Consider the following 16,562-nt stretch of genomic DNA (forward strand, 5'->3'; position numbering starts at 1 on the left):
TTATGTTCGCCATCCAGCCTCGTGCAACCGGCTTTCGTTCCAATACCAGAGCCGCCTGTCAACGGATAAAGGAAGCATTGCTGTGAGCGACCGGAGTCTGTGAGAAAAGGTCCAGTCGTGCGTATGGCGTGTTGTCCATTCCATCTTCAGGAGTACTTCCTTGTCAAAAATGTCCTACTACAACAATAAGATTGCCGTGGTAACTGGCGCCGGTTCAGGCATTGGCCGGGCCATCGCGCATGCACTCAACACCCATGGTTGCAAGGTCTACTGCACCGATATCGACCTGGCTGCTGCAATGACTGTTGCAGGCGAGCTTGGCAACGCCTGCGCCCATCAGCTCGATGTGGCCGATGCCGCAGCAGTCAGGAGCTTTGCCGATGAGGTGTTCACCCGCGAGGGCCGCGTCGACCTGCTGTTCAATAACGCAGGCGTAGGCCATGCCGGCGCTGTCGTCGATACAGAGCTGGCCGACTGGAAGTGGGTAATGGATATCAACGTAATGGGTGTCGTACATGGTCTGCATGCGTTCCTGCCGCGCATGCTGCAGCAGGGCGATGCCGCTCACATCATCAATACTGCTTCCGGTGCGGGCATCATCCCAATGCCACGCACAGCACCCTACTGCGCATCCAAACATGCGGTGGTTGGCTTGTCACAGTCGCTGGCCGGCGAACTACACGGCAGCAATGTGGGACTGACCATTCTCTGCCCCGGAACAATCAACACGGCGATTATCAAGAACACCAGGATGAGTGGCATTACTGCCCGGGAGCGGCAAGCCCAAGCCATTGAACATTACACCAGGAAGGGAACATCTCCTGAGCAGGTAGCCGCCGATGTGCTATCTGCCGTGATCAAGGGCAAACTTTTCTGTGTGACACCGCGCAGGGAAGTTGGCCTGGGATGGTTTCTCATGCGCTTATCTCCAAGGCTCATGCAGCGGATAATGCGCGCCCGCATGAATCACGTTGAAGGCGTTAAGTCCAAGTGACAGGAGCCGGGCCTGTATTGCTGTGATAGCCCCTTAGCCTTCGTTCAGCTCCTTGAAAAAACTGGGGGCATGCGCTGACAAATAAGGCCGGTACAACGAGAGCATCTGCTGATAGCCCCATTCCAGGTGCTTGCGTGTGACGCGGGTGATGCCATGTCGCGAATGCAGGTATTCGATCCAGTAGGTCGAAATGATCCAGCTGTTTTCCAGCAGCACCTTGAGCTCTTCTTCACTGGCTTTCAATTGGCCTTCTTCGACCAACTCAAGCAACCGAGCCAGTGCACGCTCCTGAACCAGGTTGGACATTTCCCGCAATCGCTGCCGTAACAATGGTTCCAGGGTGAACAGCGCCATGCTGTCCCGGTAGAAGAACCGCCAGTCCCACATCAGTTGGAACCATAGACGCATATCCTGCTCGCCTTCCAGCAACGTCAACTGTTCTGCGGTGAATTGCTCGAACAGCGCATTGACGATATCGGCTTTCCTCTTGAAGTAATAGTACAGATTGCCCTCGTTGATGCCGACCGCCTCGGCAATGCTGGCAGTCGTGACCATGGACACACCCTTGGCATTAAGCAGTTTGCGACAGGTCACCAGGATTTTATCGCGTGTATTGCGCAGCTTCATATGCTCGCCTTGTAAATCAATTGACAACTGTAAGGTGCCGACCTTAGATTTGGTGTAAGGCAAACACCTTATAAGTGGATTGTTTTCTTCTCACATCATAGCGACGCTTGAGCCAATTAAACAGACGCATGCCAGAGCATGTGTGCAAAAGCTCGGTGGCACGCTGCACAGCCAGGGCATACAGCGCTGGTACAGGAGGCAGGTATGAGTTACTTGGTGCATGACCGCATGTTGGAGCTGATGGAAGCTGAGGGAATCATGACCTTGTTCGGCATTCCCGATCCAAGTTTCATTGGTCTGTTTGCCGCCGCTGAACAGCGTGGCTGGACGGTGGTGGCTCCCCACCACGAACAGGCCGGCGCCTTCATGGCTGATGCCCATTGGCGAACTACCGGGATTCCCGGTGTGGTGGTTGGTAATCAAGGTCCTGGGGTGGCCAATCTGGCAGCGGCCGCTATCTGCGCAGCCAAGGAAAATGTACCCACCATATTCATTGCCGGACAACGCGAACGGGTATTCGACCAGCGCGTCAAGCGTGGGCAGTTCCAGTACACCCGCCAACCGCGCCATTTTGATGAGTCGATGAAATATGTCGGCATCATTGAGTACGCCGAGCAGGTGGATGAGATATTCCGTGAAGCCTTCCGCCGAGCGCTGTCCGGTACGCCGGGCCCAGTCTATATCGAATACCCGATGAATGTGCTCGACAAGCAGATAGACCTCGGCCCACTGCTGAAACCGGAGCAGTATCGTCTGGTGCGTCAGGCTGCCGATGCGCAGCGCATTGCCGAGGCAGTCGAGCTGCTTGGCAACGCCCAGGCGCCGATACTCCTGGTCGGCCAGGGTGTGCACGTTTCGCGCGCCCATACGCTAGTCGCTGAACTGGCACAAACGCTGGCATGCCCCGTGATTCAGACCCCGGGGGGCAGCGGCGTGCTGCCAGGTGTGGAAAACCGTACTTTTCCGTACCCTTCCCCGGCCGGCATCTGCGCGGTAGCGGAAGCCGATGTAGTGATCGCAATTGGTACTGAAATTGGTGAGCAAGTGCATTATGGCGTCGGCCGTCATTGGGCCGAGGGCAATACGGAACGCAAATGGATCTATATCGAGCGTGATGCGCTGGCAATTGGCGTCAATCGACCGATTGATGTGCCTTTGGTTGGTGACTTGCGTGATGTGGTGCCGCAGCTGAATGCCGCGGTACGCCCTTTCAAGCGAGAGGTGAGCGCGCGACTGATTGAGCTGGAAGGCGCAGCGAACAAAATGCGTAAAGGTATGCTGGCCCACGTACCAGTCACGTCGCAACCAGTGCATCCGGCACGTCTGGTAGTCGAGGCAACCAGAGGTCTGCCCAAGGATATGCTGATGGTTCGCGACGGTGGCTGCTTCGCCATGTTCGCTGGAGCCTATACGCAGACCCGCTCCAGCGACGTGCTATGGAGCCAGAACTTTGGCCACCTCGGCATGGGTCTACCGGTCGCAATCGGGGCGCAACTGATGGTCGGCGACAGTCGCCGGGTAATGCTGCTGTCGGGGGACTCCGCATTCCTGTTCCATATTTCCGAGCTGGAGACGGCGGTACGCAAGAACTTGCCGATCGTCTGCGTGGTCGGCTGTGATTTTGCCTGGGGTCTTGAAGTGGCCGTTTACCGCAATTCGTTCGGTATGGATTCACCCGAAACCGAGGCGCACTGGGGTAAGCAACTACGCCTTGACCTGATCGCTCAGGGCTTTGGCGCGCACGGCGAGTATGTCGACAAGGCCGAAGATATCGCTCCGGCCGTGCAACGCGCGCTAGCCAGCAACAAGCCTGCGGTAGTGCAGGTGGTAATGGATGGGCTGGCAAATACTACCGATATGCCAGGCATCGAAGAATTCATGTCCTGGTATGGCGAACGCGGTTATTGATACCGCTTTGCCTTGAAGCCAGACTCACTGCACTCACCGCCAGGTCTGACAACAGGCCTGGTTCACGCCCTGCGAGGAGCTGGACGAAGCAGTGATCGCTGGACGCGCTGTCAGGAGCGGGAACGCTGATCGTCACATAATAAAAACACTGAGACCTACCATGAAACTACGCACCAAGCTCATAGGCGCCTTCGCCGCGCTTCTGGTTCTCCTGCTGATCTCCTCCGGAATGTCGATTTTCTTCATGAACATGATGCGTCTCCAAACCGAAAGTTTCGGCCAATCCCTGCTGCCCGGTACGATTCTGGTCAAGGACGTGCATCGGGGCATCTACGCTTATCACACCGCGCTCGGTCGCTGGGTCGCCACGGAGGGTCGTGACGTTGACGCTCAGTCGGATGTGGAGGCACTGCGAACGGAGGTAGATACCAAACTGAAGTATTTGACCAGTATCGCAGGGGACCAACACTCCCAGGAACTTGTATTCGAGCTACAGGAAGCATGGCGCACCTACGTGGCGCTCGCATCACGCATCGAGCATGTGCTGGGTGTGAATGACAACCAGGTGGCTCGACAGCTGCTTGAGGGTGAGGGCTTTGTGATCCTCGCCAATGCTGACGAGATCATGCAGAGCGTAGATGCCTATCTGGCCGCTGCCACCCAGGTCGGAACCGGCAACGTGGCCAAGCGGCAGCGACAAGCCTTGAGCATGTCCGCTACTCTGCTCGCTTTGGCGGTAGTGTTGACGATTGGCATGGGCTGGTGGGTTATCCGCTCCATCCTGGGACGCGTGCGCGAGCTGCAAAGGGCCTTTGCACGCATTGGTGAGGGAGACCTTACGGTGGCCATTCCGTCGGCTGGTAGGGACGAGTTAGCTCAACTCGCACGCGACTTCAACGGTGTTACGCTCGGATTGCGTGAAGTCTTTCACCATCTTCATCGGTCAGTCGATGAACTGCGCCAGTCAGGCACCGAGCTTGCCGGCGGCTGCGAGCGCACAGCGGGTCGCGCACGGGAACAGCAAATAGAGATGGATGCTGTAGCTACGGCGATGAATGAGATGACCGCCACAGTCAGAGAGGTAGCGCGCAGCACGGATAATGCCGCCGGCGTTGCCAGCGAAGCAGATGTACGCGCCAGGGAGGGACAACGACAAGTCGAGGCGAGTAGCCATGCAATGCGTCAGCTGAGCGAACGCGTTGGGCAAGTCTCGCAGAAAATCCATGAGGTCAGTATAGGCAGCAAGGAAATCGGCGCGGTCATTGATGTCATCAGTGGCGTGGCCGAGCAGACCAATCTACTTGCGCTCAACGCAGCCATTGAGGCTGCACGTGCCGGCGAGCGGGGCCGTGGCTTCGCAGTGGTGGCAGATGAAGTGCGCACCCTTGCTTCGCGCACACAGGAGTCGACGCGCAAGATCATTGAGGTTATCGAACGACTACAGCAGAGCGCCAGTTCGGCTGTTGACGTGGCCTCGGCGGCAGTCAAGCAGAGCGAAGCCACTGCGATCAGCTCCGAAGCAACGGCTGAGGCGCTGCGCTCAATCATGGCCGGCATAACCCAGATTTCCGAGCTCAACGCCGGCATTGCGACCTCCGCCGAGGAGCAGAGCCGTGTGGCAGAAGACATGGACAGCAATATCGTCCATATCCATGACGCCTCCAGGGCAACACTGGAGGAAACCGAGCAGGCGCTGCATACGAGCGGGAGTCTGAAGGAGCTGGCCGAGGGGCTCGCGGTGCACCTTCGCCGGTATCGCTTCGCCTAGCTGCCCCATCACCCCGACGTTCGCACCAGACAACTAGTCAATCAATCCTAGTTCCTTGGCCAGAGCAACAGCCTGAGTTCGCCGCTCCACACCCAGCCTGGCGTTGATTCGCCGGGCATGGGACTTCACCGTATGCAGCGAGATAAAAAGCGCATCCGCCACCTGTTGATTGGAATACCCCTTGGCAATCAACTCGAGCACCATCAGCTCTCGCTTGCTCAGGACGTGCATGGTCGAGAGGCTATTACTGGCCCGCTCATCGAATCGCAACAAGCGTTGACGAAGGGGCAACAAATCCTCATGTGCCAGCAATAACTGATCCAGCCATTGTTCCTCATGGCGTTGTAGCAGCTCCACAGGCCTGATCTGCTGTTGACGTTGAGCCTCGAACAACGCGCCAAGCAGTTGCTCATCCGCCAGGTCATTCTCGCCGGTCAGCTCAAGGGCTTCGGCCAGGCGAATACGGATCTGGGTGGCGAGCAGTAAGTGGCCGCTCTGCAGGCACTCTTGTAATAACTCTTGCAAGCTGGCGATGGCCGGCTTCAGATTGTCCAGCGCCAGCTCGGCAGTCGCCTGGCTGAGGCGGGTCTTGAGCAGCAAATCATAGAACCCTGAAGGGGCCATCAGCATGCCGGTCTCCAGCCGCTGACGCACTGTGGAAAAGCAAGTCAGAGCCTGCTCCGCACGACCAGCATGCAGATGCAGTTCACCACGAGCGAAGCCCAGTACCCCACTGTAATAGACGTCGGGTACTTGATAACACTGCATCTGCTGTTCGGCATCCTGCAGCAGTTTATCAGCCTGCTCCAGGCGACCATCTTCGGTAGCCAACTGAGCCAAGCCCAGGTAACCAAATAACAGGTATGCATCCTCGCAGCTTTCGGCTTCCCGTATCCCCTCCTCCAGAAGCGCACGTGCATCGGTATAGTCCCCTGAACTGGTCAGAAAGCAACCGCTCAGTATCAACAGACGGGCGTAAACCGGGCCGCGCACATCGGCATCACGGACGCGCTGCAAAGTGTGGGTGACGCGGCTTTTAGCCGTCTCACACTCACCATACATCATCAACAATTGCAGATGATCAATGCTCAGAAGGGCCTCGAACACCAGGTTCTGGTGTTGCTGCGCCAGACGCAAGGCTTCCTGGCAGTGATTTTGCGCCAGGCTCAGGTCGAGTTCGGCAGCTGCCTGCTGAGCCAGCGTCTGGTGACACAGAATCTTCTGCGGCCAGCCCGTATCATCCAGCATCGGCAAGGCTTCCTGGCAATGTTTCTTGGCCGTGCGCAGCCCGCGCTGACGATGCAGCACCCCCATCACCACCTGATAATGGGCTAATAGTCGCTGTTGATGGTAGGCATTGCGCTGCGGCAGAAACCTGGACAGTTCGGCGATACATGGCTCCACCTCATCCAGGCGCGTACAGATAATCAGCGCCCAAGCTTGCAGAAAGATCAGGCGTGGCGTGCAAAAGAACAGATCAATCGGCAGCTCTTCTCGCCAACACAGCAATTGAGCAACACTTTGGCCGATCAGCAACTGATCCTCGCCGTAACGCTGCAGGTATATCGCTGCTGTTTCCGGCTGGCCCGCCAGCAGTGCATGCTCCACCGCCTCCCGCACCATGCCATGTTGGGCATACCATTGGCAGGCCAGGGTATGCGCACGGATGACCAGCGGCTCAACCGCTGGCAACCGCAGGCTACTGGCTAGCGGCCGCGCCAAGCGATACCAGCGCCCATCCAGTCCCCGCGTGGAAATGATCAGTTGCCGCTGTACCAACTGGACGAGTATCTGCTCGCCTCCATCGTTGACAAGCAAATGCCGACACAAGTCATCGGTAAAACGTGGAATCTGGGCCAGCAAGTACAAGGACTGGCGCTGTAGCGGTGAAAGATCAGCCAGTACCTCTCTCTCAATATATTCCTCTATCAGTTGTGTACCGACGTGCTGGTGCGGCTCCAGATCGCACGTTTCACTTCCCATCAACTGCAGACAAATACCCGCTGGCCAACCATCGTTGTGCTGAAGCAATTGGTTAATCTGAGAACTTGTCAGATCCTGCTTACGCAATATCAGCAGTTCCTGCAACTCCTGCTCATTGAATGCAAGATCCTGGGCGTTAAGCTCACGCACACTGCCCTGCAGCAGTAGCCGCGGCAGACGCCAGTCCGGTCGGCGGCGTGTACCGACCCACCAGCGCAGAATATGTGGGGAGCGCTCCAGCAACTGTTCAAGACAAGCGTCAAGCTCGGCGCTCGCAGCGCGTGGATAATCGTCCAGGACAATCCAGGTTGGGCGCACCAGTCGCCCGACCAGTTGAACAAGTTCACCACTTGCCTCGCCATCGCTATGGGGTAGTTCCAGCGCAATCGCAAGGCGGCTCAACAATTCTCCAGGGGTTAACCCATGGCCCAACAGATCCAACCAAATAACGCGAATATTCGGGTCCGTTTGTCGCATGCATTCGGCAAGCAATACGCTTTTGCCGTAACCAGCAGGAGCACAGATCAAGGAAAGTCTATGATTACTGGTCAATAGACTACGAGATAAACGCGGTCGAGGGACATGCGCAGCAGGTAAGCTCGGCAATAAGGCCCCTGTCGACCGCGAATGGCCTCCGGGTAACACACGAATATTATCGTGCATGGGATCAGTCAGCCTCACTTTTCAAACAGCAGATGGAGACGCTCACGCGCCTCCATCCAGAAGCCATTCAGAAATCGACAGGCGGCTACCTGAGCCGCCCCCGAGGTACGGATGCAACAACCTCAGCGAATGCCAGTGCTACGCAAAGCTGCGGGGGTGAAGTCGGCAGCCGTCGCCTTGATATCAAACTGCACGAACTCCTTCTCCTCGTTACTCAGGCCAGTTGCAATATAACGGCCAGCCTGCAAGTCATACTGCGCCTCGAATGCAAACGCCGGAATCTGCCGCTGGTAGTAGGGCATTGCCTTCGCCTCCCCTACACGCCAGAGTTGACCGCGGCCGTCGTACAAATCAGATAGCACGATGGTCCAAGTGTCTTCGTCAACGTAAAAGGTGCGCTTGGCGTAGATGTTACGCTCACCGGCTTTCAGCGTGGCTTCCACCTCCCAGACACGATGCATTTCATAACGCGCCAGATCCTGATTGGTATGGCCCACCTTGAGCAGGTCAGCATATTTCAGCGAAGGGTCCAGTAGACGAAAGTTGTTGTACGGAATGTACATCTCACGCTTCCCTACCAGTTTCCAGTCATAGCGATCCGGAGCACCGTTGTACATATCGAAGTTATCGGAAGTGCGCATACCATCGGCAGCGGTTCCTGGGCCGTCATAAGCTACCTGCGGCGCACGGCGGACACGGCGCTGGCCAGCATTGTAGACCCAGGCCATACGCGGGCTCTTGATCTGGTCGAGCGAGTCGTGCACGAGCAGCACATTACCCGCCAGACGCGACGGCGCCGTGACACGCTGCTTGAACATCAGCAACAGGTTGGCAGCGTTTTCCGCAGACAGATCGGGCATGAAGTCCGGAAACGCTACGTCATCCACAAAGCTGACCAAGCTGTATGCGCCGTTGGCCTGGGGGGCAGCCTGCACATACATGCGCCTGAGATTGCCACCGCGGTAACGCGTCAAGTGGTTCCAAATAACCTCCAGGCCATTCTGCGGGATCGGGAAAGCGTAATAGCGGCTCTCGGTAAAGTTGTTCAAACCGTTGCCGCTCTCGATCAAGGTGGTGTTGGCCGCACTGATCTTGGCTTTTTCCTCAATGTCTTTGGGTACGCTAGCTGTGCGGTGGCTAGGGTACACCGGCATTTTAAAGGTGTCCGGATAGCGTTTGAACATGGCAATCATGCCAGGAGAAAGCTTGTCCTCGTGCTGCTCCATATTCTGTGCGGTGATGATGAAAAGAGGCTGCTCATCGGCAAAAGGGTCTCCCGGGAAACCATTGCTCGTCACAGGAGCGGCATCCACCGGCAAGCCACCCGTCCATGCTGGAATGCTCCCCTCAGCGTTGCCTGCCATTTCTCCGCCCAGCGGCGTCAAGGTGACGCCCAGTTTGGCTACTTCTGCCGCAGGCACGGCCCCCAGCACTGAGTAAGGTAATAGCGACAGGCCGAGGCCGAATGCCATGATCAGTGTACTTGTTTTTTTCATTTGACTGATTCTCATACCAGGGAATTAAAAATTCAGGCCGAAGCTCAGGGCGACAAAGTCACGGTCGCTCTGGACGTTGTAGTCACCACCGAAGAAGTTGGTGTAGCTGAGACTGGCGGTATAGGTGTTCAGGTACTCGGCTTCTACTCCGATGCTGATCGCCTTGTTGCCTTCAGTGAACACAGGCCCGTAACCATCGACATCATGGGACCAGGCCACACTTGGTCTGAGGTTGATTCCGGCAAAAACGTTGTCGTAATCGAGCCCACCGCGTGCGCGGTAACCCCACGATGATGAGGTGAAAAAACCATGCGAACCATAGCGTTGCTGGGCCAGCGGGTTTTCTGGCGTACCAAAGACGGCGTCACGCCCAAAGCGATTGCCGACTTCATTGGTCATCCCCCCCACTCGGGTGTATCCCAGCTCTCCCAGAAGCGACAAGCGGCTGGCACCGAAGACCTGCTCCACGAAGTGGATAAAGGTGGTTTGCAGCTGGGTCACTTCCTTGCGCTGGTAGCCATGTGTGTCTACACCTGCCTGGGCCAGCGCTCCGTCCACACCACCAGAGATAAAGCCATCGACCACCGTAGTGGCAAGGTTCGGGGTAAGATCCGAAGTGTTGGTTTGCAATGGCATATTCGGCCGGTAGCTGATCTCACCTGCCCACGAGGTGCCGGTGGGCAACGTAGTGGAGAAGCTCAAACCATACAGGCGAATGTCTTCCGGGTACTCCAGAAAGTAACTCCCCCGGCCCAGCAGCATCGGCAGCGCTGCGTCATCGCCTATAATATTGATGGCCGTCAAAGCATCCATGATCCCGGCACGATTGGCATTTTGCATGCTGACGATTGGCGTACGACTATGGTAATTCATGACATAGGCGCCGTACTCGGTGTCTGCCCCCATCCAGCGCAGAGCCAGGCCCCATTGCCCGGAATCCTTGGCAGTCCGATTAGCACCTCGCTGTACTACCAGTCCCTCCCCGTCAACTTCCACGCCCGGAAGCAAGCCAGCGTTTGAAGCCGCCTGGACCTGGCTGATAGTGTCCGGATCCAGGATGTGATAGTTGTTGTTACAACCATTAGCCACCACGTCGGTCGAGGAGAAAAAAGTGCCGCAGTTATCAAGAATGGTCTGATCCCACTCCAACTGGTAAAAAGCTTCAGCCGCGAGTTGGTCTGTGAGCGCTTGCGACACATAAAACATGTTGACCGGGATCAGACCTTCCTTAACTTCAGCCCCCGGGCGGCGAAAGGCTGATACGTCCACAGGGTTTATCGAATTGATACTGTTGCCGATAAAGGTACTTTCGCCCCAACTGACCACCTGCTTGCCCAAACGCACACTACCTGGCATATCTCCCAGGCTATAGTTGTGATAAACAAACGCATCAAGCAGTTCGGCACCGGAAGATTTAGAGCTGACTTTGCGATTGCTGTCATCAATATCCTTCCAGATACGCCCCTCATCCTTGAGTTCGAAGTCATACCAGTACTTGCCACGCAAAAATACGCCGGTATCACCGTATCTCAGTTCCAGGTCATGGATTCCCTTGAAGATTTTCGAAAAGGTTTCACCTTTCTTGAAATTCTGACGCCCATCATCGTTGGTTTGGGTAAAGCCCGTCCCACCGTTGGCCATACCAATAAGCTTTCTGTCTGGGCTGGCAGTGGACCAACTGGCACCGACCGACAACGAAGAGTCGAATTGCCCTTCAATTTCCCCGATATCGAAATTCACCGCATACGCAGGTGCAGCACTGCCAAGAGCGATCCCTAGAGCAAGGGTATTCAATTTGAATACCCCGGGCCATGTTGTTTTTTTCATACGGCTCTCCATTGAGTGTTGGTAATACCGACACGACAGTACCATGACCTCCAAACCATTTCGGCCACCTTAAGTATGATTCTCAACCTATTCATACTTAAGGATTAGCAAGGCTCTAAACAGGAGTATCCAGGCACCATTACCAATAAAAAACTTCTTATTTAATAGCTTTAATCAAGAATTAAAAAATAAGGTACCAACTCAAACTAAAGCTCGACGACTTTCACCGTATTCCGGGTGAGTTTGGCGTGTACTATTTTCCGTTCAGGGCAGTCATTTGCGCCGCAAGCAAGATACGCTCCTCACGCACCCCTTCCGGGTCGTCAACGACCTGACGATGAAAATCGCGCAATTCCTCCGGCACATACCAATGCAGCCGGTCGCTCGAATAGGCGGCAAATACCGTATCGGCGATCTCGGACGGCGGCACCAGCCGCCACATGCCGGCCTTGGGCGCCATCTCCCGCATGCTGTCGGAGAGTATCGGGGTGTCGATCAGGCCGGGCAGCAAATCGGCGGCGCGCACGCCATAGCGCTTGAGCTCGATGGACAGCGCCTCAACCAGCCCGCGCACCGCATGCTTGGTCGCCGAATAGATGGCGATACCAGCCGTACCCCAGATGGCGGAAGAGGAGGCGTTGACCAGACACAACGAGCCGGGCGTCTGTTTCAGCAGCGGGGTCGCCGCGCGGATGCCGATCATCACACCGAGGAAGTTGATGTTGACCACCTGCATGATGTCGTCCCATGACATCTCATCGAACAAGCCCCTTGCACCGCTGATCCCGGCGTTGGAGAACATCAGATCAAGTTGGCCGCCAGTCGCCTCGCCAAAGCTGTTCATTGCCGCGGCAAAGGCCGCGGCGTCCGCCACGTCGAGCGTCTGGAACAGGCCGTTCCCGCTGCCGATTTCCCCTTCCAGCGCCGTCAGCCCAGCCTGGGAAATATCGAAGGCGCCGACAAACCAGCCCTCGCGGGCGAACCTGATCGCGGTCGCCCGCCCCATGCCCGAGCCGGCTCCGGTAATGAAAATGGATTTACGTCCGTTGCTCTGGCTCATCATGCATCCCCTTTCCTGGTGAGTTTGCCGTCCAGCTCCAGGCCATCGAACTCACCCTGCTCGCGCCAGTCCTCGAGGATCTGCGTGAACGCCAGCGGGCCGCCGCCATAGGGCATGCTTCGGGCGGCGAAATCCAGCCGGCCGCCCTCGTTGTTGTAATAGCCAGGGGTGCAGGCTTCGAGGAAGTTGATCCGTTCGCCGCTCAGTTCGACGATCTTGTCGGTCCACACCTGCTCGGCCTGTTCCGACGCCTCGATCCTGCGTATGTCGTCGCTCATGCAGCGGGCAACGATATGCGCGATATGCTCGGACTGGACAGAGAGCATGTGCGGGAAATTGACCGACATGCCGGATTGCGCCTGACTGATGAAGAACAGGTTGGGAAAACCGCGTACATGCATGCCATGCAAGGTCGACATACCGCCGCGCCACTTGCTGCGCAGGGTAATACCGTCGGCTCCGCGCAGGTCGAAGCCCGCACGTTTGGCGAAATCGGAAGATACATCGAAACCGGTGGCGTAGATGATGCAGTCGACTTCGTATTCCTTGCCGTCAACCACCAGCCCCTTTTCGGTAATCCGCTCGATACCCAGGCCCTGGGTATCGACCAGCGTGACATTCTCGCGGTTGAAGGTTGGCAGGTAATCGTCATGGAAACACGGACGCTTGCAGAATAGGCTGAACCACGGTTTCAGTGCTTCTGCGGTGTCCTTGTCCTGAACGATGCCGTCGATCCGTTGGCGAATCTCGGCCATCTTTTCGAAGTCCGCTTCTTCCAGCAATGCCGGGGCTTCGGCAACCGGACGACCCTGGGCAAACTTCTGGCGTACCGCATCGGCGAGGGCCGTCCAGCCATCGCCGACCTCGTTGGCGATATCGAGCCGGTCGGTGAACTGCGCGGTAAAGCTCTCGATACGCCTTTGTTGCCAGCCGGGCGTCAGAGCGGCGGCCCATTCGGGGTCCGTCAGCGAATTGTTGCGCGCATCCACCGAGGAAGGCGTGCGCTGAAATACGTAGAGCTGCCTGGCGTCGCGGCCAAGCGGCGGCACACACTGGATCGCGGTAGCGCCGGTGCCGATGATGGCTACCCGCTTGTCGGCCAGTTTTGTCATCGGCTCGGTGGCGCTGCCCCCGGTGTAGTCGTAGTCCCAGCGGCTGGTGTGAAAACTGTGCCCGGCGAAGCTTTCGATACCGGAAATCGCCGGCAGCTTTGGCTTGTTGAGCGGGCCGGTGGTCAGTACCACGAAGCGAGCGGACATCCGATCACCGCGGTTGGTCTCGACCCGCCAAAGCGCTGCCGAGTCATCCCAGATCACCGACGTCACCTGGGTAGAGAAGAGCGCGAGGTCGTATAGATCGAAGTGGCGCGCGATACGCCGCGAATGCTCGAGGATTTCCGCCGCCTTGGAATAGCGCTCCCTGGGCATGTAGCCGGTCTCTTCCAGCAGCGGGAAATACACATAGGACTCCACGTCACAGGCTGCGCCGGGATAGCGGTTCCAGTACCAGGTGCCACCCACGTCGCCACCGGCTTCGATCAGGCGAATCCGTTTAACCCCGGCTTCGCGCAGGCGCGCGGCGGTCATCAAACCACCGAAACCGCCGCCGACGACCAACACGTCAACCTCATCCTCAACCGGGGCGCGCGGCGTCACGTCGGTATAGGGATCGTCAAGCATGTCGGAGAAGTCGGCGGACATGTCCAGATAGGCACGCGCCGCCTTGTCAGGCGTGCGCCTGTCTCGCTCGATGCGATAACGCTCTCTCAGCGCCTCGATGTTGATTGCCTGCGCAGTGTTGGCCATGCCGTCGTTCATGTCATTTTCCTTGGGGAATGTCCGGAGGTCAGTGTTTGAATCTTGTGGCGCAAAATGACACAGACTTTTTTCTAGTGCAAGCTAGAATTTATTCCAACTGGTATCCTGCGCCAAGTGCAAAACCAACCGGGGGGGGGGGATGAATGAAAAAGCAGCAGCAGCCAACGGCAGGCGTTGAACGTGAGCGCGCAAACTCCGATAAACCCATGGCAAAAAGCACGAAATCAACGAGAAAACGCGCTGAAATCGTGCGGGTGGCCATAGAGATCATCAACCGGAAAAGCTATGCGCTGGCGACCATGACCGATATTGCCGCCGAACTCGGGCTGCGTGATGCAACGCTGTATTACTACTATCCCAGCAAACAGGCCCTGGCTTACGCCTGCCATGTCAACTCGCTGGAGCGCTTCGAGCGTTTGCTCGACGAGGCCGACCATTCAGGCGCCAACGGCCTGGACAAGCTTCGGCGCTTTATTCGCGGCCTGCTGATAGATGGCGAGCGGCATGGACCGCAGTTGTATTTTGGTGACTATTCCTATCTGGAAGCGGCCGAACGGGCCCAGGTCGATGCATGGGTAACGCGTCTGGAGGCGGTCCTGCAAGGCTTCCTGGATGAAGGCGTGGCGGACAGCTCCATGGTCCCCTGCGATACCCGCCTGGTTGTGCAGCTCATCCTCGGCATGCTGATCTGGCTATCCAAGTGGGTTCCCACGATCGAAGACGTGACGGTGGACAGCCTGATGCAGGCGATCGGCATAGCCAGCCTGAACGGCCTGGAACGCAAGCCAGAACCTTAGCGAATATTGGAACCTGCCGTAGCAAGCCACCGCTGAACGATTGACGAAATAAGGTGATCACCTTATATTCGAATGTCGAGCAACCAACAATAATACGGTGGGATCGGCATGACCTTTATCGAACGGGATACCCAGGCAACCTCGGATGACGTCGCGATTGCCCAACTGCACGCACTGTTCAATGCCCAGCGCAAGGCTTTCCAGGCCAGCCCCTTTTCCAGCCTGGAGCAGCGGCTCGAACTGATCGGAGCGCTGGCGCAGATGATGCTGAGCAACCGTACCCGTATCCAGGAAGCGGTCGCCGCCGACTTCGGCTCGCATCCGAAGCAGTTTTCCGATCTGGTCGAATGTCTCGGTGTCGCGGGCCGCGCACAGTATGTCGCCGAACACCTGGCTGAGTGGATGGCGCCCCAGGGCCGGCAGATGGACCCGGCGGTCTACGGCTCGGCCAAGGCCTATGTGCTGCCGCAACCCAAGGGCGTGGTCGGCAACATGGCGCCGTGGAACTTCCCGTTCGACATCGGCTTCGGCCCCATTGTCGAGATGCTGGCCGCCGGCAACCGGGCGATCATCAAGCCCTCCGACCTGACCCCGGCCTGTGCCGAGCTGACCCTGGAAATGATCAAGGCCACCTTCGACCCCGAACAGGTCGCGGCGGTCACCGGCGGCCTGGAGCTGGCCAAGGCCTTCCCCACCCTGCCCTGGGACCACCTGATGTACACCGGCAGCACCGAGGTCGGTCGCTCGGTGGCGGTCGCCGCCGCGCAGAACCTGGTGCCCGTCACCCTGGAGCTGGGCGGCAAGTGTCCGGCGCTGATCACCCCGGACGGACTCAATCCGGCGACGGTGGAACAGATCGTCGGCTGCAAGACGATCAAGAGCGGCCAGATGTGCGTGACCGTGGACTATGTGCTGGTCCATGAGGCGGATCGCGCCGCCTTCGGCGAGATGGTCGAGAAACACCTAGAAGCCGTGCTGCCGCACTACGCCCAGCACCCGGACACCACCGGCATCATCAATGAACGGCACCTGAACCGGCTGCTCGGCTACCTGGAAGACGCCCAGGCCAAGGGCGCCACCCTCGTCAGTATCGGCGGCGAAGTCGACCAACAGGCCCGGCGCCTGCCATTCACCCTGGTGCTCGATGTGGCCGACGACATGGCGCTGATGCAACAGGAGATATTCGGCCCAATCCTACCGGTCAAAACCTATCGTTCACTGGATGAGGCGGTGGACCATATCAACGCCCAGCCGCGCCCACTGGGTATCTATGTGTTCACCGGCAGCGCCGACAACGCCAATCAGGTGCTGAACCGCACCGTCTCCGGCGGCGCCTGCATCAATACCGCCGCCCTGCACGCCGCCGTACCCTCGCTGCCGTTCGGCGGTGTGGGCGATAGCGGCAATGGCCGCCATCATGGCTACGAAGGCTTCCTCGAATTCTCCAACCTGCGCTCGGTGGTCGAGCGTGGCCAGAACGATCTGGTCGCCGCCATGTTCGCGCCCTATGGCGAACTGGCCGACGCCCTGATCGCCGGCGCCCTGGCCGGCAACCGCTAGCAACAACAAGAACACAACAACAAAAACTGCCTGGCCAGGTCTTGCGACCGGCCAAAGGCGGA

At 57.8% G+C, this 16,562-nt stretch carries 11 protein-coding genes; 5 read left to right on the top strand and 6 right to left on the bottom strand.

The features are described 5' to 3' along the window. Positions 1 to 169: 169 nt before the first annotated feature. The gene (locus CQ007_RS17275) at positions 170 to 994 is read left to right on the top strand and encodes an SDR family oxidoreductase (protein ID WP_105647084.1); all 825 of its coding nucleotides are present in this window, start codon (positions 170 to 172) and stop codon (positions 992 to 994) included. Between the two features lie 33 nt (positions 995 to 1,027). Here the strand turns inward: CQ007_RS17275 and CQ007_RS17280 are convergent, their stop codons facing one another. Next, entirely contained in the window at positions 1,028 to 1,621 is a 594-nt protein-coding gene (locus CQ007_RS17280) for a TetR/AcrR family transcriptional regulator (protein ID WP_105647085.1), read from the bottom strand. A gap of 204 nt (positions 1,622 to 1,825) precedes the next feature. Between CQ007_RS17280 and CQ007_RS17285 the strand changes: the two genes are divergently transcribed. Together CQ007_RS17285 and CQ007_RS17290 are read left to right on the top strand one after the other, a co-directional pair. Then, positions 1,826 to 3,529 (top strand): thiamine pyrophosphate-binding protein, encoded by a 1,704-nt coding sequence (locus CQ007_RS17285; protein ID WP_105647086.1) that lies wholly within the window; start codon positions 1,826 to 1,828, stop codon positions 3,527 to 3,529. Positions 3,530 to 3,689: 160 nt separating this feature from the next. Continuing rightward, a complete protein-coding gene (locus CQ007_RS17290; RefSeq protein ID WP_105647087.1) occupies positions 3,690 to 5,297 on the top strand; it encodes a methyl-accepting chemotaxis protein in 1,608 nt (535 codons plus the stop codon). A gap of 33 nt (positions 5,298 to 5,330) precedes the next feature. On the opposite strand, the gene CQ007_RS17295 is transcribed toward CQ007_RS17290, so the two are convergent. The 5 genes from CQ007_RS17295 to CQ007_RS17315 form a co-directional block, all read right to left on the bottom strand. Further along, a complete protein-coding gene (locus tag CQ007_RS17295) occupies positions 5,331 to 7,682 on the bottom strand; it encodes a LuxR C-terminal-related transcriptional regulator (protein WP_105647088.1) in 2,352 nt (783 codons plus the stop codon). 383 nt (positions 7,683 to 8,065) lie between these two features. Further along, a complete protein-coding gene (locus CQ007_RS17300; RefSeq protein WP_105647089.1) occupies positions 8,066 to 9,439 on the bottom strand; it encodes a DUF1329 domain-containing protein in 1,374 nt (457 codons plus the stop codon). A gap of 24 nt (positions 9,440 to 9,463) precedes the next feature. After that, the gene (locus tag CQ007_RS17305; RefSeq protein WP_105647090.1) at positions 9,464 to 11,266 is read right to left on the bottom strand and encodes a DUF1302 domain-containing protein; all 1,803 of its coding nucleotides are present in this window, start codon (positions 11,264 to 11,266) and stop codon (positions 9,464 to 9,466) included. Between the two features lie 253 nt (positions 11,267 to 11,519). Continuing rightward, entirely contained in the window at positions 11,520 to 12,326 is an 807-nt protein-coding gene (locus tag CQ007_RS17310) for an SDR family oxidoreductase (RefSeq protein ID WP_105647110.1), read from the bottom strand. Further along, complete coding sequence (locus CQ007_RS17315; RefSeq protein ID WP_105647091.1) at positions 12,326 to 14,143, bottom strand: NAD(P)/FAD-dependent oxidoreductase; 1,818 nt, start codon at positions 14,141 to 14,143, stop codon at positions 12,326 to 12,328. Before CQ007_RS17315 ends, CQ007_RS17310 begins: the two co-directional genes overlap by 1 nt. A 143-nt stretch (positions 14,144 to 14,286) precedes the next feature. Here CQ007_RS17315 and CQ007_RS17320 point away from each other — a divergent pair, with 143 nt between their 5' ends. Further along, the gene (locus CQ007_RS17320; RefSeq protein WP_105647092.1) at positions 14,287 to 14,940 is read left to right on the top strand and encodes a TetR/AcrR family transcriptional regulator; all 654 of its coding nucleotides are present in this window, start codon (positions 14,287 to 14,289) and stop codon (positions 14,938 to 14,940) included. Between the two features lie 108 nt (positions 14,941 to 15,048). Continuing rightward, the gene (locus CQ007_RS17325) at positions 15,049 to 16,500 is read left to right on the top strand and encodes an aldehyde dehydrogenase family protein (RefSeq protein ID WP_105647093.1); all 1,452 of its coding nucleotides are present in this window, start codon (positions 15,049 to 15,051) and stop codon (positions 16,498 to 16,500) included. Positions 16,501 to 16,562: the final 62 nt, after the last annotated feature.

It is taken from the genome of Pseudomonas sp. MYb185 (assembly GCF_002979975.1).
Lineage (GTDB): Bacteria > Pseudomonadota > Gammaproteobacteria > Pseudomonadales > Pseudomonadaceae > Halopseudomonas.